This window comes from Yimella sp. cx-51 (genome assembly GCF_017654605.1).
In the GTDB taxonomy this organism is placed as follows: Bacteria; Actinomycetota; Actinomycetes; order Actinomycetales; family Dermatophilaceae; genus Yimella.
This window is the reverse complement of the sequence record NZ_CP072113.1, coordinates 2,447,989-2,469,773: the sequence shown is the minus strand read 5'-3', so window position 1 is coordinate 2,469,773 and position 21,785 is coordinate 2,447,989. Positions and strand designations below refer to the sequence as shown.

Annotated in this window: 14 protein-coding genes; all 14 read left to right on the top strand. The window is 65.3% G+C overall.

Annotated elements, in window-relative coordinates; genetic code table 11:
- The first annotated feature begins 75 nt into the window (after positions 1–75).
- The 14 genes from secY (at position 76) to J5M86_RS11655 (ending at position 21,784) form a co-directional block, all read left to right on the top strand.
- Entirely contained in the window at positions 76–1,383 is a 1,308-nt protein-coding gene (gene secY, locus J5M86_RS11720; RefSeq protein ID WP_188059257.1) for a preprotein translocase subunit SecY, read from the top strand.
- A 189-nt stretch (positions 1,384–1,572) separates the two neighbouring features.
- Complete coding sequence (locus J5M86_RS11715; RefSeq protein ID WP_188059258.1) at positions 1,573–2,901, top strand: NAD(P)/FAD-dependent oxidoreductase; 1,329 nt, start codon at positions 1,573–1,575, stop codon at positions 2,899–2,901.
- Positions 2,902–3,025: 124 nt separating this feature from the next.
- On the top strand, positions 3,026–3,601 hold the full coding sequence (locus J5M86_RS11710) for an adenylate kinase (protein WP_188059259.1): 576 nt from the start codon (positions 3,026–3,028) through the stop codon (positions 3,599–3,601).
- Complete coding sequence (gene map / locus J5M86_RS11705; RefSeq protein WP_256433485.1) at positions 3,582–4,472, top strand: type I methionyl aminopeptidase; 891 nt, start codon at positions 3,582–3,584, stop codon at positions 4,470–4,472. The genes J5M86_RS11710 and map overlap by 20 nt, the downstream gene beginning before the upstream one ends.
- A 39-nt stretch (positions 4,473–4,511) precedes the next feature.
- A complete protein-coding gene (gene modA, locus J5M86_RS11700) occupies positions 4,512–5,258 on the top strand; it encodes a molybdate ABC transporter substrate-binding protein (protein WP_244328339.1) in 747 nt (248 codons plus the stop codon).
- Between the two features lie 62 nt (positions 5,259–5,320).
- Positions 5,321–6,088, top strand: coding sequence for an ABC transporter permease (locus J5M86_RS11695; protein ID WP_370587302.1), 768 nt, complete (start codon positions 5,321–5,323; stop codon positions 6,086–6,088).
- Complete coding sequence (locus J5M86_RS11690; protein WP_188059261.1) at positions 6,085–7,158, top strand: sulfate/molybdate ABC transporter ATP-binding protein; 1,074 nt, start codon at positions 6,085–6,087, stop codon at positions 7,156–7,158. Before J5M86_RS11695 ends, J5M86_RS11690 begins: the two co-directional genes overlap by 4 nt.
- 148 nt (positions 7,159–7,306) lie before the next feature.
- A complete protein-coding gene (locus tag J5M86_RS15795; protein ID WP_371811180.1) occupies positions 7,307–8,446 on the top strand; it encodes an NPCBM/NEW2 domain-containing protein in 1,140 nt (379 codons plus the stop codon).
- 113 nt (positions 8,447–8,559) lie between these two features.
- Positions 8,560–10,179 carry a hypothetical protein gene (locus tag J5M86_RS11680; protein ID WP_188059263.1) on the top strand — a complete coding sequence of 540 codons (1,620 nt, stop codon included), beginning with the start codon at positions 8,560–8,562 and terminating at the stop codon, positions 10,177–10,179.
- A gap of 278 nt (positions 10,180–10,457) precedes the next feature.
- Positions 10,458–12,695 (top strand): sensor histidine kinase, encoded by a 2,238-nt coding sequence (locus J5M86_RS11675; RefSeq protein ID WP_188059264.1) that lies wholly within the window; start codon positions 10,458–10,460, stop codon positions 12,693–12,695.
- Positions 12,692–13,375: a response regulator transcription factor gene (locus J5M86_RS11670; RefSeq protein ID WP_188059265.1), complete on the top strand. Its 684-nt coding sequence runs from the start codon at positions 12,692–12,694 to the stop codon at positions 13,373–13,375. The genes J5M86_RS11675 and J5M86_RS11670 overlap by 4 nt, the downstream gene beginning before the upstream one ends.
- A 124-nt stretch (positions 13,376–13,499) precedes the next feature.
- On the top strand, positions 13,500–19,502 hold the full coding sequence (locus J5M86_RS11665) for an Ig-like domain-containing protein (RefSeq protein ID WP_188059266.1): 6,003 nt from the start codon (positions 13,500–13,502) through the stop codon (positions 19,500–19,502).
- Between the two features lie 12 nt (positions 19,503–19,514).
- Positions 19,515–20,489, top strand: coding sequence for a MoxR family ATPase (locus J5M86_RS11660; RefSeq protein WP_188059267.1), 975 nt, complete (start codon positions 19,515–19,517; stop codon positions 20,487–20,489).
- Positions 20,486–21,784, top strand: a complete 1,299-nt coding sequence (locus J5M86_RS11655; protein WP_188059268.1) for a DUF58 domain-containing protein — start codon at positions 20,486–20,488, stop codon at positions 21,782–21,784. The genes J5M86_RS11660 and J5M86_RS11655 overlap by 4 nt, the downstream gene beginning before the upstream one ends.
- Position 21,785 lies beyond the last annotated feature (1 nt).

Here is a 21,785-nt window from a genome sequence, read left to right as displayed (position 1 = left end):
GCAGACCGTGGCCCGACGACATGCAACGACCGATTGGTCGGCCCGCCGCCCTGCGGCGGTTCTCAGGAGGATCCTTTGCTGACTGCTTTCGGTCGCGCATTCACCACGCCTGACCTGCGCAAGAAGATCCTGTTCACGCTGGCGATCATGGCGCTGTTCCGGCTCGGGTCGCACATCCCGACGCCAGGTATTTCGTACTCCGCATTGGAGGCCTGCCAGAAGGCCGCCTCCGGCACGCAGAGTCTGCTGGGCCTGGCCAACCTCTTCAGCGGTGGAGCACTGCTGCAGTTCTCGATCTTCGCGCTGGGCATCATGCCCTACATCACCGCGAGCATCATCGTGCAGCTGCTCACCGTGGTCATCCCGCGCTTCGAGGAACTGAAGAAGGAGGGGCAGTCGGGGCAGACGAAGATGACGCAGTACACGCGTTATCTGACGATCGGCCTGGCTCTACTCCAGTCGTCCACCCTTGTCGCGGGCGCCGCCAACGCGCCCTCCCGACTGCTGGGTGGTACGCCCCTGACCTGCCCGACGGTCACCACCGACAACAACATCCCAACCCTGGTCATCATGGTGCTCGTGCTCACTGCCGGCACCGGTCTGATCATGTGGCTGGGTGAGCAGGTCACCGAAAAGGGCGTCGGCAACGGTATGTCGCTGCTCATCCTCACGGCCATCGCCGCTTCGGTGCCGGCGTCGGTGTGGGCGATCAAGGACCAGGGCTGGGGCAAGTTCGCGATGGTGTGCATCATGGGCGCCGTCATCACGGTGGTCGTGGTCTTCGTGGAGAACTGCAACAGGCGGATTCCGGTGCAGTACGCCAAGCGGATGATCGGTCGCCGACAGTACGGCGGCACCTCGACCTACATCCCGCTCAAGGTCAACATGGCCAACGTGATCCCGATCATCTTCGCCTCGTCGCTGCTGTCGCTGCCGGTCATGGTCTCGACCTTCGCCAACCAGAACGCCGGCTGGGTGCAGTGGATCAACCAGAACCTCGCGCGGCCGGATTCGTGGATGTACATGACGGCCTACACCGCGATGGTCTTGTTCTTCACCTTCTTCTACGTGTCGATCACCTACCAGCCGGACGAGGTGGCCGACAACCTGAAGCAGGGTGGCTCGTTCATCCCGGGCGTTCGGGCCGGAAAAGCCACGGCCCAGTACATCGGCTACGTGCTCAACCGCATCACCGTCGTGGGGGCGATCTATCTGTCCGTCCTTGCGTTGATCCCGCTGATCGCGCTCGCGATGGTGGGCGCAGGTCAGGACTTCCCCTTCGGCGGCGCCTCGATCCTGATCCTGGTGGGTGTCGGTCTGGAGACGGTCAAGCAGATCGACTCCAAGCTGCAGCAGCACAACTACGAAGGCTTCCTGCGCTAGATCTTCTGCATTCACCTTCGATTCGGCTGGTCAGCAGGCGTTGCTGCTGACCGGCCGAGCCGTCTTGACTGCGCGACTGTTCCAGCGTGGTGTGCCGGGTGCTACCGCGGCAGTGTTGATCGACGAGCTTGCTCCAGATCACACTGCTTATTCCGTCGGCTGCAGTCGGTGCGCGCTTAGGCTGGAGGCATGACTGAGCAGACTTCTGGCAAGCCGCGCGTCGTTGTTCTCGGAGGAGGCTTCGGCGGTCTGGCCACGGTCCGCGCGTTGCGCAAGACCGACGTCGATGTGGTGCTGATCGACCGCCACAACTACAACACCTTCCAGCCGCTGCTCTACCAGGTGGCGACGGCCACCCTGAACCCCGGCGATGTCACGTGGTTCCTGCGCGCGGTGCGCGAACACAACCCCCGCGTCCGGTTCGTCAACGGCGAGGTCTCCACGATCGACCACGAACAGCGCGAGGTGCTGCTCGAAGGCGGGGAGGCGGTGCGCTACGACTACCTGGTCATCGCTACCGGTGTCACCGCGAACTTCTTCGGCGTGCCCGGCGCGGACAAATACGCGCTGCCGCTCTACACGCGAGCCCAGGCGCTGGCCGTACGCGACCGGTTGTTCGCGGGCCTGGAGTACGCAGCGGCCCACCGTCAAGGTGAGGACGTGCGCATCGTCGTCGTCGGTGGCGGTGCGACCGGAGTGGAGACGGCCGGGGCGTTGGCCGAACTGCGCAACAACGACATGCCGGTGACCTACCCCGAGCTGAGCCGCGAGCGCACCCACGTCACCCTGATCGAGATGGCGCCGCAGTTGTTGTCGGCATTCGGGGAGAAGAGCCAGGAGTACGCCCGCAAGGCCCTGCTGAAGCGCGACGTCGACCTGCGTCTCAACACCACCGTGAAGGAAGTGCGTGAGAACGGCGTCGTGGTTGGCGACGACGAATTCCTGCCGGCCGGTGTCGTGGTGTGGGCCAGTGGCATCAAGGCTCCGGACGCCGTGGCGAACTGGGGCGTGCCCCAAGGGCGTGGTGGACGAATCAAGGTCGACGATCACCTGCGCGTCGAGGGCCTCGACAAGGTGTTCGCGGTCGGCGACATCGCGGTCGAAGAGGGCGACCGAGCGCTCCCGCAGCTTGCGCAGCCGGCGCTGCAGGGCGGCGACTATGTCGCACGGCAGATCAAGGCAGATCTGCACGGTGAGCAGGTGGAGCCCTTCAAGTACAAGGACAAGGGCATCCTGGCCACGATCGGGCGCAGTTCAGCTGTGGCCGAAGCGACGCACCTGCCGCGCATGCAGGGCTTCCCGGCATGGGTCATCTGGACCGGTGTGCACGTGTTCACCCTGCTCGGCGTGCGTAACCGCGCCGCGGCCATGGTCAACCTCGGGTCGCGCTACCTGTTCTGGCACCGCAGCCACAACGCGATCGTCGGAGACACGCCGACCGCTCACACGCTGCGACCTGGCACCGACGCCGCGAAGCTGGACGAAGTGGCAGAGGCACATTCCTCCGAACCGGCATGATTCGATTGCCGGCGGTCCGCGCAGCGACCTGCATCGACCGATTCGGCCGGTGCTCGGTAGAATCCCGCCAGTGTTCCGACGGCCCGATCCCTTCGGCCGGTGACAACGACGTGGAGGTTGCTCGATGCGATTGATCATTCTTGGCCCGCCCGGTGCCGGCAAGGGCACACAGGCCGAGCGCATCTGCGACGCATTCGAGATCCCGCACATCTCCACCGGAGACATCTTCCGGGCCAACATCAAGAACGAGACCGAGCTCGGCAAGCAGGTGAAGTCGATCCTGGACGCCGGTGGGTATGTCTCCGATGACCTCACCAACGCGATCGTCGCCGACCGTCTGAAGCAGGACGACGCGCAGGCGGGCTTCCTGCTCGACGGCTATCCGCGCACCCTGCCTCAGGTGGAGGCACTCGACGAGATGCTCGCGCAGGACGGCTTCCGGCTCGACGCAGTGCTCGAACTGGTGGTCGACGACGAGGAGCTCATCGCTCGTCTGCTGAAGCGGGCCGAGACCAGTGGTCGCACCGACGACACCGAGGACGTCATCCGAGACCGTCAGGCGCTCTACCGCAAGGAGACGGCGCCGTTGGCCGACAACTACCGCGAGCGCGGGTTGTTGGTGGACGTCGATGGCGAGGGCTCGATGGACGAGGTGACCCAGCGCATCAACGACGCACTGGGTGGCGTGGCATCGCGCTGACGTGGTGTTCGGCCTGAGCAAGGAAAGACTCCCTGTCAAGACGACCGACCAGCTGCTGAAGATGCGGCGCGCCGGTCTCGTGGTCGGCCGCTGCCTCCAGGAAGTCGCCGCGGCTGCCGGGGAGGGTGTTACCACCGGTGACCTCGACGCTCTCGCGGAGAAGTTCATCCGGGCGCAAGGGGCCACACCGTCCTTCCTCGGCTATCACGGCTTCCCGGGCACCTTGTGTGTCTCGGTCAACGACGAGGTGGTGCACGGCATCCCGGGCGCCCGCGTACTACGCAATGGCGACCTGGTGTCGATCGACTGCGGCGCGATCGTCGATGGCTGGCACGGCGACTCCGCGATCACCCTGATCGTCGGCGGCGATGTGCACGCGCGTCCCGAAGACCTCGCGCTGTCCCGCGCGACGCGAGACTCGATGTGGTCGGGCATCGGCGGGTTCCGTCCCGGCCGTGGTGTCTACGAACTCGGTGCCGACATCCAAAGCTCCATCGAGGCGTCCGAGCAGGCCGTCCGCGCGGACGGGCACGACCTCACCTTCGGCATCGTCGACGGCTACACCGGGCACGGCATCGGCCAGGAGATGCACATGGAGCCGACCGTCTACAACGAACGGGTGAAGGCCAAGGGCCCGCAGATCCGCGTCGGCGCGACGGTTGCGATCGAGCCCATGGTCACCCTCGGCACCTACGAGACGCACGAGCTCGAGGACGAGTGGACGGTCGTCACCGACGACGGTTCGCGGGCGGCCCACTGGGAGCACACCGTGGCCGCGACCGAGGGTGGCCTCTGGGTGCTGACCGCCCTGGATGGCGGTCAGGCCGAACTGGAAGCTCGGGGCCTACCCTTCGCGCCCCTGGCGGACTGACGGCGGTCGGGTCGCGTGCGGTCGGTAGCGGCAGTCGTCGTGGCGAGCACGGCGCTGCTGTCGGCCGCCGGATGCGGCTCGGACGACGACCAGACGAGCTCCAAGACCTTGACGGTCTTCGCCGCGGCATCGCTGAAGCCGACCTTCACCGCACTCGGTACGCGTTTCGAAGCCGAGCATCCGGGGGTGAAAGTGAAGTTCAACTTCGCCGGGTCATCTGACCTCTTGGCCCAACTACAGCAGGGCGCCCGCGCCGACGTCTTCGCCCCCGCCGACAGCGCGACCATGAAGAAGGCGACCGATAGTGGTTTGGCCGTCGGCAAACCGATCGTCGTCGCCTCCAACACGCTGCAGATCGCAGTGCCACCGACCAATCCGGCCGACGTCAACTCGCTGGCTGACCTCACCGGTCCTGGCGTCAAAGTGGTCGTGTGCGCGCCGCAGGTGCCCTGTGGTGCGGCGGCGCAGCTAGTGCAGCGAGCCGCGGGCGTGACCTTGAAGCCGGTCAGTGAGGAGTCGTCGGTCACCGGCGTCATGGGCAAGGTCGTCAGTGGTGAGGCGGATGCCGGGCTGGTCTACCGCACAGATGTGAAAGCTGCCGCCGGAAAGGTGAAGGGCATCGATTTCGCGCAGTCGTCGTCCGCGGTGAACGAGTACCCGGTGGCAGCGCTGCGCACGAGCGCGGACGCCGACCTGGCGGATTCCTTCATCGGCGCGGTGGCCGGGCCACAGGGGCAGCGGGCTCTGGCGGACGCCGGATTCCGCGTGGCCTTCCCGGCCGAGTGAGCCGCTTGGCCGCGCCCCGGAAGCGTCAGCCTGACTACTCAGGGCTACCGCGGTGGATCCACGTGCCCGCAGCACTGGGTGCAGCCTTCATCCTGATCCCTTTGGTTGCGATGGTGGCCGAGGTCGACTGGTCGAACTTCCGTGCCCTGGTGACTTCGGAGTCGTCCCGGGCTGCCCTGTGGCTCAGCCTCAGGACGTCCGCAGCCTCGACCCTGCTCTGTGTGGTGCTCGGGGTGCCGATGGCAATGGTGTTGGCACGCAACGACTTTCCCGGCAAACAAGTGTTCCGGGCCCTGGTGCTCCTGCCGCTCGTGCTGCCGCCGGTCGTCGGCGGCATCGCGCTGGTGTATACCTTCGGTCGCCGGGGTCTGCTGGGCAGCACCTTCGACGCACTGGGTCTGCAGGTGGCCTTCTCGACGACGGCGGTGGTGTTCGCCCAGACCTTCGTCGCGCTGCCGTTCATGGTGCTGAGCCTGGAGGGCACGCTGCGCAGCGTCGGTAGGCGCTACGAGCACGTGGCTTCGACTCTCGGCGGACGACCGACCTTCGTGCTGCGACGGGTCACGCTCCCGCTCGTACTGCCGGGGCTCACGTCGGGTGCCGTGCTGGCCTTCGCCCGCTCCCTCGGCGAATTCGGCGCCACGCTCACCTTTGCCGGCAGCCTGGAAGGTGTCACCCGCACGTTGCCGTTGGAGATCTACCTGCAGCGGGAGAGCGATCCGGACGCCGCCGTGGCTCTGTCGCTCGTGCTCGTCGTGACCGCAGTGCTCGTCGTCGCGCTGGTGCACGGCCGCGCTGGTCAGCGCCGCAACGACGGGGAACGCACATGAGTCACCTGACCGCGAGCGCACGTCTGGCAGCCAGACACCTCGAGGTTGATCTGGAGCTCGCACCGGGGGAGCGGGTGGCAGTGCTCGGACCCAACGGTGCGGGCAAGTCGACACTGTTGTCGGTCCTCGCCGGTGTGCTCCGGCCCGATTCCGGCACTGCCACGCTCGGTGATCGCACGCTCTACGACCTTCGCAACGGTCGCGGCACCTGGTTGCCGCCGCATGCGCGGGGCATCGCGTTGCTGGCGCAAGACCCGTTGCTCTTCCCGCACCTCAGCGTGGTCGACAACGTGGCCTTCGGCCCGCGGGCGCGGGGGATGAAGGTGAAAGCCGCTCGGTCGGAGGCGATGCGGTGGTTGGCGGAGGTCGATGCCGCTGAGTTCGCTGACCGTCGTCCGGCCCAGTTGTCCGGCGGGCAGGCGCAACGGGTCGCGATTGCCCGGGCGCTCGCCGCCGGGTCCGGACTGCTGTTGCTCGACGAACCGATGGCGAATCTCGACGTCGGCGCTGCACCCGCACTGCGACGGGTGCTCGGACGGGTGCTGGCCGACCGGCCGGCACTGATCGTCACCCACGATCTGTTGGACGCATTACTGCTGGCCACCCGGGTGATCGTCATGGACGGCGGACGCATTGTGGAGTCGGGCACCACCGAGCAGGTGATCCAGAAACCCCGCAACCCCTTCACCGCTCGGATCGCCGGCGTCAACCTCGTGCGCGGCATCGCTACCTCTGCCACCGAACTGGTGGACGCCGCAGGGCGGGTGCCCGTCGCCGGCGTCCCGAGCAGTCCGCTCACCGCCGGTGCCGAGGCGGTCGCGGTCTTCAGCCCGAATGTCGTCGCGGTCTACGAGGACGCTGCTCACGGCAGCCCGCGTAACTCCTTCCCGGTCACGGTCACTGAGCTGGAACCACGGGACGCGCAGGTGCGGGTGCGCGCGACGGATGCGTCCGGACACACACTGCTGGCCGACCTGACCGCTTCCTCGGTCGCGGAGCTCGATCTGTATCCGGGCAAGCGGGTGCACTTCAGCGTCAAGGCAACGGCTGTGGAGATCTACCCGAGCTGAGCTCGCTAGCGGACGGAAGCGACCCAGAGGCCGTCGCTGTGACCACCCGTGTAGGGAGTTTTACGGACAAGCCAACCACCCGCAGGCTTCATAGTCTGGCCCCGGCGGTTGACCGGGCAATCATCGGTCCTGCTTGAAAGGGGAACGAATGAGTTGTCAGAACTGCGGGGGCGAACTCGGTTCTGGGGCGAAGTTCTGTCGGCGGTGTGGTGCGCCGGTGCCGACGATTGATTCGGGAGGATCAGCCAGCGACCACACGGCGCAGCTCCCGTCGACGGCTGCGCACACGCCCGGGAACGCTCAGGCAGCAGCCGGAGGGCAACCGGACCGCACAGATGTCTACCCAAAGGTGAGTGCTCCGCCCGCATCTGCAGCGCCCACATCTGGCCGTCCTGCTCACCAGTCGAGCCACGAACCAGAAGGCTCGAACTCGAAGTCGAAAGTGATTGCGTCGATCGCCGGGATCACTGCGGTCGCTATAGCTGGTGTGCTGGCATTCACGCTGCTCGGCAAGAAGGACGACACCTCGACCGACGCTGGCCCTGGCGCATCGACATCGCGATCGAGCGTGGGAGGAACGGCCACGCAGACGTCTTCGGACGCGTCCGCAGCGACGAGTGACAGCTCAGCGCAGGAACCGACCTCGACGTCGCAGGCCCCGACGGCACCGACCACAATGCCCGACCTGTCCGGGAAAACCTCGGGCGAGGTGCGAGCTCTGCTCCCGGGTGTGACTGTCACCGAGAAGCAGTCGCTCGTGGAGGACGGCGCAGCCGGCACTGTGATCGCTCAGTCGGTCAAGGCGGGCGATCCGACGGGCACGGCGGTGACCATCACGGTCGCCGAGCAGGCTGTCATCCAGTACGTCGATGAGTTGACCGCGGTCAGTGGAGCGTTCAGCAAGGATGCGGCGACCATCAAGGGCAAGAGCTATCCCCACGCCGTCAACCAGAGGATCTGTGGCGGGGACTCTGGACAGACTGCGTCCTACAACCTTGGTACGTATTACCGCCAGCTGAAAGCAACTGTGGGACAAGACGATTCCTCCACCTCCTCTACCAACACCGCACTTGTCGAGGTCTTCGGTGACGGCAAGAAGCTCTGGTCGAAGACGATCGCGTTCGGGCAGACGTACGACCTGGACATCGATGTCACCAAGGTGCTGCGGCTGGAGATCAAGGTCAACAAGTCGGAGTGCTCAGGAGATGAGTCGTCCTCGGTGGTTCTCGGTAACCCACGCCTGCTCGGACTCAGCTCTGAGGTGCCCAGCCCGACCTCGACCGAATAGCAACCGGGCGAATTGACCCTTACTTCCCCACATTGGAGATGACGATGTTCTGTGGTGAGTGCGGCCAGCGGTTGGCCGGCAAAGCACGTTTCTGCGCCTCGTGCGGTTCAGCAGTGACCGACGTCCCAGGCGACGAGTTCGGTGGCGAAACGCAGGTTGCTCCGATCCGCGCGGTCGACCCTGTTTCGACTGGTGAATCCTCGGCGCGAAGTCAGCATCCGGACGAGCGGCGGCAATGGTCGTCGGAGTCGTCGCCACAGCAGGTGGTCGTCTCGGAATCGGAGACGTCGGGCGCTACCACGCCGGTCACCGGGGCCGCCGCGGATCCTGGTGCACGCAGGTCAAGGGGACTCAGCAAACTGTGGCTGGCCGCGGGTGTCGCAGCGACCCTCGCGATCGGTGCGAGTGCTGCGTTGCTGTTCTGGCCCGATGGCTCGAAGGCCGGTGATGCAGGCACCTCCAGAGACACCCTGTCCTTGTCGAACCAGCCTGCCTTGAAGTGGAGCAAGACGTTCGCTCAGATTGCCCCGGATTTCGGGTGCCCGGCATCGTCCTCGTCGGATGGGACGACTGACGGACCGACCTGTTTCGGCTACGCCACCCAAGCTGGAGACTGGGTTTTGGCCAACGTGACCAAATCGCAGACCAACACCGATACCTATCAGACGACGAGTACTCATCTGCTCGCCGGAGTCGACACTGCAGGCACCACAAAGTGGACCGTCAAGTTCCCTGAAGGTCAGACTGTTCAGTGTGTGGCCGGTGAGTTGCGCTTGTGGTGCTTGACCAAATCCGCAGCCGCGAGTGGGTCGAGCGATAGTTCTGATTCGTCCTCCTCAAGCGCGCCGTCGCCGTCGACCTTGGTGACCTACGACCTCAGTAACGGAAAGTCGGTTTCGTCGATCCCGGTGCCGAGCAGCGGGCAGAGCGCAGCCTTCGCCGCTGTTACCCCGCACGCGGCGTACGTTGCAGCCACCAACGATTCGAGCTCCGGCGCCAACACCATGAGTAAGTTCGGCGACAACGGTAAAGCCAACTGGAACAAGCTCCTCGTGCTCGGCAAGGATCAGAACGCATACGGCGCGGTGTACGAGGGAAAGCTGTATCTGTACGGCTCTGACTCCTCAGGTAAGCAGTTGATCCTCGACGACTCCTCCGGTGAACTGCAGCCGGCTGAGATGGGTAAGATCGTCGGCTTCGGCGGCGGCAAGGTGATCAGCCAAGCCACCGAGAACGGTCCGTTGTCGGTCGGCAAGTCGCTCGTGGCTCAAGATCAGGTGGGGGGTTTCCGGTCATACGACAAGACACCGCCGCTGGTGCTCGGCACTTCGACCAGTGACTCCACGACCTATCAGGTGGTCAACTCGGACAAGCCCACCACCATCAAGTACCAGTTGCAGGGTTCACCGGCCTTCTACTGCGGCGGAACGATCATTTCGTCGCAGGGTTCGAGCTACTTCGGAATCGATGACAAGGGTGCACCGAAGTGGACGATCCAAGCGGCCGACTCGCGCGGAGCGTGGTGTGCCGACGGCAAGCTTGCCGTGAGCAGCGCACGCTCGCTCGTAGGGTACGACGTCAAGGACGGTCAGCCGAAGTTCACGACCGCGCTTCCGGAGATGCCCAGCGATGGGGAAAGCGGAGGTGGCGGTGTGTCGATCTCCGTATCGCCTGAGCTGACGTCCAATGGCCTGGCTGTGTCGAACGACACTTCGGTTTCCTACGTCCACTGATGCACCGATCGCGCCCTCGTGCCTGATCGGTATTCCTCGCGGGATGTCGATCAGGCTCGAGTGGGCGAATCGTTCGCATTGTGCAGTTCATCGGGCACTCTTGTGGATACGTTGTTTGTCATAGTGCAGTCGTAGCCGCCGAAAGGAATTGCTGTGCGACTCCTCATTGAAGGCATAGTCATTACCACGGATCAGTAGCGATCGCTGACTTCTTTCGGTAAATGCCTAGCGCCGCAATATCGAGGCGAGTCATGCTGTCTCTCGCTACGGTCGGCCCCGTGGACGCGTGGACAGCGAGCGTGGATCGGGCATTGCGTGGGGTGTTCGCCGCAGGCTGCGCGTTCTTCGTGCTGGCTGATTGGCCGACGATCGCCGCACATCCGACGAATCTGCCCTGGGACATAGTTGCTCAACTGCCGCTGGTCTTCATTGCGGCCCTGCTGGTGCTGCGATTCGGCTTTCACCCACTCGTCGGGCTCTTCGTATGGCTGTCCACCTTGGTGGTGGTCGTTGTCAGTCCAGAGGCAACCACCACGACGCTGTTCCTTTCGTTGTACATGCTGTGCATTGGGGCATCCCTACCGTTGCTCTGGTCGCTGCCTGCGCTGGCAGTCGTCACGGGCGTTCGAATCCTGGTCTTGAACAGCGACGGTTCGGGGCGGGGGGCGCACCTGCTATTGGTTGACGAGTTCGGCCGCTGGGCCGCGATTGTCGCCGTCATTCTGCTGGGCCACAGGATGTACAAGGTCGCATCGGCCAACGACCGTCGCGCCGGCGCGAGTGTGGCGCAGCAACGACGCGAGGCGCGGTCTGTCGCCATGGCCGCCGACGCCCGTTGGGTCGACCATTTCCTGCACGACGGCATCGCCCATGCGCTCAAAGCAGTGGTGTTGGGGGATCGGCTCAACAAACCGGAAGTGAGAGCAGCAGCCGCTCAGGCCGCCCGGGACGTGGAACGTCTTGCGCGTCCCGAGCCTGCTTTGGCGTTGGCCGAACAGGTTGAACGCATTGCCGATGAATCAGGACTCACGGTGGCCGTCACTGGTGGTGCCGGACATGTTCCCTCGGCTGTCGCCACTGCGTTCGCTGCTGCCGTGCGTGAGGCGCTACGAAATGTGCGCTTGCACAGCGGTGAGTCGGAAGCGCAGGTGCGCATCGACTCCGCGGGTCGGCGCACCCGAATACACATCATCGATCGCGGGCGCGGTTTTGATGTCGAACACTTGCCGCCCGGTCGATATGGCGTGAGCCGCAGTATCCTCGCCCGGACGCAAGAAGTCGGCGGCACGGCCGAAATCACCTCCTCAGGCGCTGGAACGACGGTCACGCTCTCGTGGCAACCTCCGTCGCCACCAGTCACCGACTGGCTCGACCGCATCGACGCCCGCCGGACGATCTTCTTGGTGACGGCGCCGTACGCGGCCCTGGTGGTCGCGCAGTGCTTGGTCATGGTCCACACGGTGGCCAGGCCGACATTGGCTCTCGGGCTCTCGTTCCTCCTGGTGGGGGTGTGGCTGGCCGCGTCGATCGGCTACCGGCATTCAAGTCCCGGTACACCGGGTGCGGTTCTGCTTGCGCTCCTGTCGCTCGCCATCAGTGCCGTGGGTGGCTTCACCTTCGACATGGAAACCGCTGATCCCGCGCAGTACTGGCTGGCTGGGTCGACCATCATCCTTCTGCCCCTCGTGGTCGCCTCCCGACCGTTGCGCCAAGCGATGCCGGTGTGCATCGCTCAAGTGGTCACGCCGGTACTGACGATGGTGGCGCGCGGTGCCGATGGCGACATGCTGATTCGACTCGGTCCGGCAATCGCGACCCCGATCATCGGGGTAGGGGGCCTGGCTGTTGCCGTCAGGCTGGGCCGTCGTCTGTCGGAGCAGATGAAGCAGGCTGAAGCACGCGAAATCGAGAGTTACCGACGGGAGATCGAGGCCAGCACGAGAGAGGCGCTCGCACTGCAACGCGTCAGCGGCCTTCGAGACCGAATCGCGCCCTTCCTCCACGACATCGCCGACGGACAGCTCGATCCACACGACGAATCGGTGCAACGGCTCGCAGCCGTCTACGAGGCGCGGGTGCGGGACGGCCTCGGTGCAGGTAGGGCGGAGTGGACGGCTGCCCAGCGACCAGTTGTCGAGGACCTCCGGGTGCGTGGCGCGGCCGTCACGCTGGCTCGTAACGCCGATCTCAGTGCCACGCAGGATGCCCTCGTTCTGGAGGCTCTACGCATCCTCGAGTCCGAAGTCAGTGAAGGGTGGCGCGTCGTTGTTTCTGCCACGCCACGTGGGTCCGGTTCGCTGACTTCAATCACGGTGACGCCCTTTGCGCAGTCGGTCTTCGACCGGTGGCAAGCACTGGAAGACACCACCACTCGCCTGATGACAGACAACCTGAGCTACCTGAAGTTGAGCTCCTCGCCGGTTGTTCTGTCCAACGTCGACAAGCTTGCGGTCACGGCGAGTCCGGAGAAAACAGGACGTGCGCCGGCGTCGGGGCTGGGGACGATTGAACGGTGACCACTGAACCCGTTGCAGCCGTTGCGCCGTCAGCTCAAAGCGCGCAGATCAGGTTGGCCGCTATCGACGACCACCCTGTGGTGCTGCGTGGCATCATCGCCGTGATCTGCGAACTCGCACCAGAGGTCACGGTCGACTTCCTGGTGACCAGCGTGCGCGACATCGACTGGACGCGAGTGGCTCACCCAGATGTGGTGCTCCTCGACATCGACCTCAACGACGGTAGCCGTGCAGAGGACAACGTCCGAGCACTCACCGAACTCGGTTTGAGGGTGCTGCTGTTCACGGCTGAGAACCGTCCGGCGCTCCTGCGGCGCTTGGTGCTCGCTGGAGCCAGTGGCTTGGCGCTGAAGTCCGATCGCGAGGAAGACCTGGTCGAAGCGGTCCGGCAGGTAGCCGCCGGCCAGTTCGCCACCAGCGGTCACTTTGCCGAGGCGCTCCTCACCGACCCATCAGTGCTCGCGGGCCTGGCGCCCAGAGAGGTCGAGGTGCTAGAGCAGTTGGCTGCGGGCGTGCCGAAGAAGGCGATCGGGAAGTCGCTACCGCAGCCCGTGGCTTCGAGCACCGTCGAAACCTACTTCCAGCGCATCGCTGCTCGGTATGCAGCGCTGGGGCGTCCGGTGCCGAACATGTACGGCTCCTTGCGAGAAGCAGCTCGTGACGGATACCTCGACCTCTGAACCAAGCTCAGCCGGATCACGTCAGTCCGCAAGCCGCGAATTGTCCTGGTTTCTCCCGACTGCCCACCGAAGCCGGAGTGAGCGAATGTGTGCTCTGGTCCTGACAGAACTGAGGTAGTGGCACATGTCTTCGCGCGGTCTGCGTAACGCGGCGGTCCTGTGTGTCATGTCGTTGGTGGTCGGGCTGCTCGCCGCTTTCCATCAAGGCGTCCCGACCAAGGACCTCAAGCTCAACGACGGCGGTGTTTGGGTCGTCAACCAAGCGCTGCGACTGGCTGCGCATCTGAACTACCCCTCCCGCACCTTGGACGGTGGGGTGCAGTCGACCGCTGCAACCTTCGACGTGGATCAATCAGGCAACACCATTGCGCTGCGGGACACTGCCGCCGGTGGGATCCAGGGAATCAATCCAGCCACGCTCGTCCTGGCCAGTGCGCTTCGGGTACCGCTAGGGATGTCCACCTCACAAGGGGGCGACACGCTGGCGATAGCTGACCCCAAAGCGGGCAAGGTGTGGGCACTCGATGCACGCACAGCCACGGAGTTCTCGGCAACGTCCACGCCCGTGGTGTCAGGTCTGCCCGGTGCACGCTTGGTGACCGGGGTGGACGGCGCCGTCAACGCCGTCGGCACCGGCGGAGTTCTGCGCAGGATTGCTCGGCAGGGTGCGTCGTGGACGGCGCAGGATGCCGGCACGATGCCGGGCGTCACCGATGTATCGAAGTTGGTGCTGACCGCCGTGGGTGACCAAATGGTCGCGCTCGACACGGTTCGGGGTGAAGTCCATTCGGCAAAGGGAACGGTGGCTCTGGGGAAGGCAGCCGATGCTGTGCTGCAGCAGCCGGGCGAGGCCGCTGCTCAAGTGCGCCTGGCGACGGCGACCGAGCTGATCTCCGTGCCGCTCGATGCCGGAAGTCCGACGCGCGTTGCAGCAGGAAGTGTCACGGCTGCCGGAGTGCCCGCCGCTCCTGTGGTTGTTGCTGGGTGCACTTATGCCGCTTGGTCAGGCACCGGGAACTACCGGCGTGACTGCGGTGACGAGGCAAAGAGCGAGGCGCGCACCGTGTCGGCGCTTGCAGGTGGCGGGCAACTGGTCTATCGGGTCAACCGGGCCGTGGTGGTGCTCAACGACATCGGCAACGGCGACGTCTACTTGGTCGACAAGAACATGCAGAAGGTCAACAACTGGCAGGACATCCGGGCACAGTTGGAAGACCAGAAGAAGCGCGACTCCAAGCAGAGCACCACCGAAACCACCGCGCAGCGCTCCGATGCTGACAAGGACACCAACAACCGCAAGCCGATTGCTCTCGATGACGCATATGGAGTGAGAGCGGGCACCTCTGTGACCTTGCCTGCGCTCGACAACGACTCCGATCCCGATGGGGACGTGTTGGTAGCCAAGCCGACCACGTCCACTCCGGTGGGCAAGGTCTCCGCGGTGCGAGGAGGGCAAGCGCTTCAGATTGAAACCAATGCATCGGCAACCGGCGCCGGCACCTTCCGCTACGCCGTTTCCGATGGTCGTGGCGGCACCGCGGAGGCCTCCGTGAAGGTCACCGTCTTCCCGACGAGCGTGCAGAATCCGCCGATCTCGAAGCGCACGTCGACCCTGGAGATCGTGCAGGGCGGCCGCGTCGCATACAACGTGTTGCAGGACTGGATCGACCCCGAGGGCGACCCGATCTTCCTGAAGTCGGCCGCGTCAACCAAGGGTGCGACCGTCACCTACAACGAGCAGGGATCGGTGACGATCGTCATCGACGGTACGGCGGCAGGCACGCTCAACGTGCCGGTGGTGGTGAGCGACGGCACGAAGGATGCATCAGGGTCGATCACGGTCAAGGTGAAGTCGCGGGGCAACGTGTTGCCGGTTGCCAACACCGACTTCGTGCTTGCCCCGGCCGGAGTTGACGTGGTGGTCAAACCATTGCTCAACGACACCGATGCCAACGGAGATTCATTGCGGCTGGTGCAGGCGGGCCCTGTGCCAGCTTCGGGTCAGGGATCGCTGCGCGTCGACAACTCGTCGGGCACATTGACCCTCAACGTTGCCAAAGCAGGCACGTACTACCTGCCCTACACGGTCTCCGACGGCACCGGCAACTCGACAGGTCGAATCCGTGTGGATGTTGCGGCGCCAGGTGCAAAAGCCCAGCCGCCGGTCGCCGAGAACGACCTGGCGGCGCTACCCGTCGGCGGTTCAGTGCTCGTGCCCGTACTCGACAACGACGTCGATCCTGCCGGCGGAGTGTTGGTGCTGCAGTTGTTGCAGCTGCCCACGGCGTCCTCGCTCCAGGTGGAGATGGTCGGGCGCGAAATGGTGCGCGTCACGGCACCGGGCGGGCTCACCGGACGCCAGAGTTTCAGTTACACGGTGTCGAACGGGCAGGCATCTGCCACTGCTGCGGTGGCGGTGGTGCCGGTGCCGCCGCCCGCGACGGTTTCCGGCCCGGAAGCCCGGCCGGATGCAGCGACCGTGCGAGCCGGCGACATCGTCACCCTCGATGTGCTCGCCAACGATCGCTCGCCCGGCGGGCTCACGTTGACCCTCGACCAGAAACTGGAGACGGTCGGATCGAAACCTCTCGGCACCGCATTCGTTTCGGCTGGCAAGGTGCGCTTCTTGGCGGGTGCGACGCCAGGAGATGTGCACCTCACCTACACGGTTCGTGACAGCCGCGCCAACCTCGCCTCTGCGGACGTCCACATCACCGTGCGAGCGGCGGACAAGCAGAACGCCGCACCGACTCCCAGCCCGCTCACCCTGCGTCTGTTGGCCGGCACCACCGCAAAGGTCGCGGTGCCGCTGGACGGCATCGATCCGGATGGCGACTCGGTCACGTTGCTAGGTGTCGACCGACCCGCGGGCAAGGGAACGGTGACCGTCGTCGACGGGCAGTTGCAGTACGCCGCGCTTCCCAGTGCAACCGGCTCCGACACGTTCACCTACGCGGTGGCTGATCGGTTCGGAGCCAAGGGCACCGCCACGGTGACAGTGGGTATCGCACCAGATTCAGGTCAGAACCAATCGCCGGTGGCGGTGGCCGACAACGTGATTGCCCGCACGGGTCGGCAGTTGTCGATTCCGGTGCTCACCAACGACTTCGACCCGGACGGTGACAAGATCACTGTGGTGGCGGGCTCGGTGAAGCCAGTCGATGGGCGCACGACTGCGCAGGCGACAGCCGTGGGGCCACGCGTCGACCTGATCACCCCCGAAACCGTTGGGGTGCAACGTTTTTACTACGAGATCACCGACGGTCGTGGCGGCACTGGCCGCGGGGTTCTGGCAGTCGATGTTCGAAAAGACGCTCCGCTGTTGGCGCCCGTCGCCCGTGACGACATCATCGCGGCATCGACCGTTGCCAACAAGAAGTCGGTGACCGTCGACGTACTTGCCAATGACGAGGACCCGGATGGATCCTCCGCTGCATTGACGCTGAAGACCGGTGCGGCCGGCGTCCAGGTGACGGCAGATCGCAAACTCATCGTTCCGGTCACCGACCAACGGCAATTGATGCTCTACGAGGTGACTGACCCGGACGGTCAGGTTGGCCGAGCGGTGATTGTGGTGCCGCCGGCGACGGGCCTGCCGCCCACGCTGCGTCTCGACCGGGTGCCACTGACAGCTACAGCCGGCGCGCCGCTTTCGATCTCGATCCCGAACTACCTCACGGTGCGCTCCGGACGCTCGGTGCAGCTTCAGAACGCCTCAGGGGTCAAGACGCCCGCGGGTGCGGCTGTGCAGGTGAAGGACCCGCGCAACCTGGTATTCACCGCAGACAAAACCTTCGCGGGGCCGAGTTCGGTGACTTTCCCCGTGACTGACGGTACGACCCCGAACGATCCCGCCGGCCTCACTGCGGTCATCACGATTCCGATCACCGTGAAGCCGGCCCCCAACCCGCCGAAGGCTGAGGCCAGCACTCCGGTGATTCGTCCCACCGCGGTGCAGGTGGCGATCGGCGAGGCCGCGGTGTCGGTCGACGTGGCTGCGATGGTCACTGACCGAGACCCGGGCGCCATGGCTGGCATGCAGTACCGAATCGGCGGTGCACCAGCTGGATTCACCGCCTCGCTCAATGGACGCACCCTGAGGGTCGGGGCATCAGGAAATGCTCGAGTCGGCCAGACCGGAAGCATCGCTCTCACCGCCACCTCGCCAAGTGGCAAGAGTGCAACAGCGCCCATCCCGGTCACCGTGGTCGGGTCGACCCGACCCCCGATGACCGTGCTTCCCGCCGACCTCACCGTGAAGGCCGGGCAGTCGGCAACTGTCGACATCACGTCCTATGTCACCAATCCCTACGCGGACAGCGGCAAGCCACTGACCCTTGTGGGCGCGCCCGTTCGCGCGTCCGGTCAGGGATCGGTGACGGCTAGTGGCACGCGCGTGACGGTCAGCCCGGCAGCAGACGCCACCGGTCAGATGTCGGTCACCTATCGGGTGGCGGACGCCTCGGGTCAGGTGGATCGTCAGGTGCAAGGCGTGATTCGCGTGACTGTGCTCGGAAAGCCAAGCACCCCCACCGGCGTCACCGCTCGTTCTCAAGCCTCGAAGACGGCCACGGTGAGTTGGACCGACGGCGACAACAATGGTTCTCCGCTGACCGGCCATGTCGTCAAGTGGCCTGGTGGACAACAGAATTGCGGTGCTGGTAGCTCGTGCACGATCAACGGATTGCCGAACGGCCGGCCACTCACCTTTAGCGTGATGGCGCGTAACGCAGTAGGCGATTCTGGATGGTCCGGGTCGTCGGCAGCTGTCACGCCCGACGCCAAGCCGAGCGCCCCCGCATCGCTCACCGCCACTGCTGGCAAGACTTCGGTGGCGTTGTCCTGGCCCGCTGCTGTGGTTGATGGAACGAAGGTGACGAAGCACACCGTCACCTCCAGCAACGGTGCCAGCCGAGACAACGGCACGAGTACTTCCCTCAACTGGACGGGTCTGCCCGGAGGCACGGGCGAGATCTGTTTCAGCGTCACTGCCACCAATGCCGCGGGAACCTCCGAACCTGGCCCGCGTTCGTGTGCGACACCGTTCGATCAACCCGGTGCGTTCGCGGTCAACACCCCGGCAGTCACGGAGGCCCCTGACCACACGAGCAACTCTGTTTCGGTCTCCTGGTCGCCGGCCAACGCCAACGGCAGCCCCGTCACCTACTCGGTGGCGTGGTCGGGCGGCACGACGCAGTGTCAGAACCAAGCGGCGACAACCTGCTCGTTCAACGTGACGGCCACGGGCACCATTTCGGTGAAGGTCACCGCGAAGAACGCCGGTGGCGAGTCAGTTGCGCAGGTTTCAGGCGTCAACGTGGCCCGCCGGGTCGGGAGCCCGACGTCGGTGACCGCGCGAGCGACCGGCACCGATGGTCAGATTGCGGTCACCGCGTCCGGAGCCGCCGGCAACGGCAACACCGTGACCTACCAAGCACGCAATGGGGCTGGGGCATGGGTCAACCTGCCTGGTGGATCCGGCAATGTGGGCGGCTTCACCAACGGCCAGGCCGTGCAGGTCTCGGTGCGAGCGGTCGGCGACAGGTCTGGTCCTGGTAACGAAGTGTCGGCTCCCGCAGCGACTCCCTATGGTCGGCCGACCGCACCGCAGCCCAGTTGCAGTGCCAGTGGCGCTCAGGACATCGCGTGCTCCTGGTCAGGCGGTTCGGGCAACGGGCGACCCGCGACCTACGCCCTCACCCGGGACGCCTCTGGCGGCGTCAGTGACAGTGGCAGCTACACCTTCTCCAGCGTCGGCTACAGCACCACCCGGACGTTGTGTGTGCGCGTCACCCAGGCCGAGTCAGGCGCCACGGACGAGAAGTGTGCGTCCGCGACCAGTGCGGCAGAGCCGCCACCGCCGGTCTATCGCGGGGATTACCAGACCCGCTCTGTCGACTGCGGCGGTAGGACGTGCACCCAGGTGAGGCTCTTCGGTTACGCCCCGAATTCCAGAGTTCGGTGTGCCGCCGGGAGCTCCGGCCCGGGATACCGAGCTTGGGAATGGGTGGGAAACGTTGACGGGAACGGAAATCACGACTGGATTTCGAATGCGAACGTCGGAAGCACGTCTCTGTTCTATGGAGCGATCAGTGACCCCGCCCATGACTTCTGTTCGCCCAACTGAGAAAGCAGAGAAATGACGATTTCCGCTGAGAACGCCGCTTGGTTTGCAGGGACGTTCGAGAAGCTCACCGCCAACATCGGCGAAGCGCTGCTGGGCAAGGCGCCGGTGATCCGGCTGGCGTTGACCTGCATGCTGACCGAGGGCCATCTGCTGTTGGAGGACGCGCCGGGCACAGGGAAGACAGCGTTGGCCCGCGCGATGGCGGCGACGGTGCAGGGCACGCACAGCCGTATCCAGTTCACGCCCGACCTGCTTCCGAGCGACATCACGGGCGTGACGATGTACGACCAGAAGAGTGGGCAGTGGGAGTTCCACAAGGGCCCGATCTTCGCTTCGATCGTGTTGGCCGACGAGATCAACCGGGCATCGCCGAAGACCCAGTCGGCGCTGCTGGAGGTGATGGAGGAGTCGCGGGTGACCGTCGACGGCACTCGCTATGACGCTGGGCGACCGTTCATGGTGATCGCGACGCAGAACCCGATCGAACAAGCGGGCACCTACCGTTTGCCCGAGGCTCAGCTCGACCGCTTTCTGATGAAGACCTCCGTGGGTTATCCGGACCGCACGGCCTCGGTGCAGGTCTTGGCGAACTCGGCGCAGCCTGATCGCACCAAGAATCTACGCCCGATCATCTCGACGACCGCGATCGCCGAAATGGCTGATTTGGTGCGGGAGAACCATGTGGACGATGCCGTGCTCGATTACGTGCAGCGATTGGTCGAGGCAACGCGTTACGACGTCGACACCACGCTCGGGGTGTCGACCCGTGGCGCCATTGCGATGGTGCGGGCAGCCCGGGTGTGGGCTGCTGCGCACGGCCGCAACTATGTGACACCGGACGACATCAAGGAACTCAGCGCGCCGGTGTGGACGCACCGCCTGGTGATGTCACCCGATGCTGAATTCGCCGGTGCGACGCCAGAGAACGTGTTGGCCAAGGCCCTCGCGTCCACCGAGGCGCCGACGGTGCGAGGCGTCGCGTCTTGACCGCTGTCGACCAACCGGTGAGTCCTCGCCGCGCGCGACTTCGCCCCTCGGGCTTGTCGACTCGGGTGGCGGCGCTGCGCGAGCGAGCCTTGGACGGTCGGGAACGTCTGCTCGATCGGGCTGAGCCCGTACTTGCCCGCACGGCACCGGCTCTGTCGACGGTGACTACCGCCGGTTGGGTGCTTCTCGCCGCGATCCTTCTCGGTTTGTACGTCGGTGCATCTCGTGGCTGGGCTGAGCTGGTTGCCGGCGCAGTCTGCGGTGCGGTCGTGCTGGTTCTCGCTCTGCTCTGGGTCATTGGTCCTGCGCCACTACGTGCGCGAATCGAATTGATTGCCAACCGAGTTCAGATCGGTGAGCAGGCGATGGGTCGGGTGGTGGCATCGCCGCGATCCGGTGTGAGCCGTCTGCCGGTGCGGGCGGAACTCCCGGTCGGCAAGGGCGCCGCCGGCTTCTCCATTCCAGCCCTGGCCCGTGACGGCGAGCACGAGGAGATCTTCACTGTGCCGACGCGTCGCCGCGGACACATCGTCCTCGGCCCGGTGAGGGCGGTGCGCGCTGACCCGTTCGCGCTGGTGCGCAGGGTCAAGGACCTCTCCGACCAGGTTGACCTGTATGTGCACCCGCGCACCATTCGTCTGGACGCTCGCAAGGCCGGATTCCTGCGTGACATCGAAGGTGTCACAACGCACGACCTGTCGTCCTCGGATGTCTCGTTCCACGCGTTGCGCGACTACGTGCCGGGCGACGACCGGCGGGCGATCCATTGGCGGACGACTGCGCGCGTCGGTCGGCTGATGGTGCGGCAGTTCGAGGAGACCCGTCGATCGCACCTGCTCGTGGTGCTCTCCATCCGTCCGCAGGACTATCTCGACCCCGAAGACTTCGAGACGGCGGTCTCTGCCGCGGCATCGTTGGGGTTGCAAGCGATGCGTGAAGAACGCGAAGTCACCATCGTCACCAATAGCGGGCGAATCGTCGCGCCGACCGGGGCGACGTTGCTCGACCAGATGAGCACTGTCGAGCTTCAGTCCGACAAACGGGACTTGTCCGAGCTCGCCTCCCACGCGCTGACGGTCGCACCAGGAGCATCGATCGCGACGATCATCACCGGCGGGTCGAGCGACGGACAGACCCTTCGGCGGGCACGCAACAACCTTCCGCTCGACGTCGTCACGTTCGCGATCCGGTGTGGTGTGCAACTGACGGGGGACCGGCGCCGCATCGGCGATTTGGTGGTGCTCGATGTGCCCGAACTCGACTCCTTGCCTCGTGCGATCGCGAGTCTGCTGTGAC

Excerpts from the sequence above, each read along its gene's own strand:
- J5M86_RS11660 (WP_188059267.1), top strand. The coding sequence starts at position 19,515 with ATGACGATTTCCGCTGAGAACGCCGCTTGGTTTGCAGGGACGTTCGAG.
- J5M86_RS11715 (WP_188059258.1), top strand. The coding sequence starts at position 1,573 with ATGACTGAGCAGACTTCTGGCAAGCCGCGCGTCGTTGTTCTCGGAGGA.
- J5M86_RS15795 (WP_371811180.1), top strand. The coding sequence starts at position 7,307 with ATGAGTTGTCAGAACTGCGGGGGCGAACTCGGTTCTGGGGCGAAGTTC.
- J5M86_RS11710 (WP_188059259.1), top strand. The coding sequence starts at position 3,026 with ATGCGATTGATCATTCTTGGCCCGCCCGGTGCCGGCAAGGGCACACAG.
- J5M86_RS11690 (WP_188059261.1), top strand. The coding sequence starts at position 6,085 with ATGAGTCACCTGACCGCGAGCGCACGTCTGGCAGCCAGACACCTCGAG.
- J5M86_RS11665 (WP_188059266.1), top strand. The coding sequence starts at position 13,500 with ATGTCTTCGCGCGGTCTGCGTAACGCGGCGGTCCTGTGTGTCATGTCG.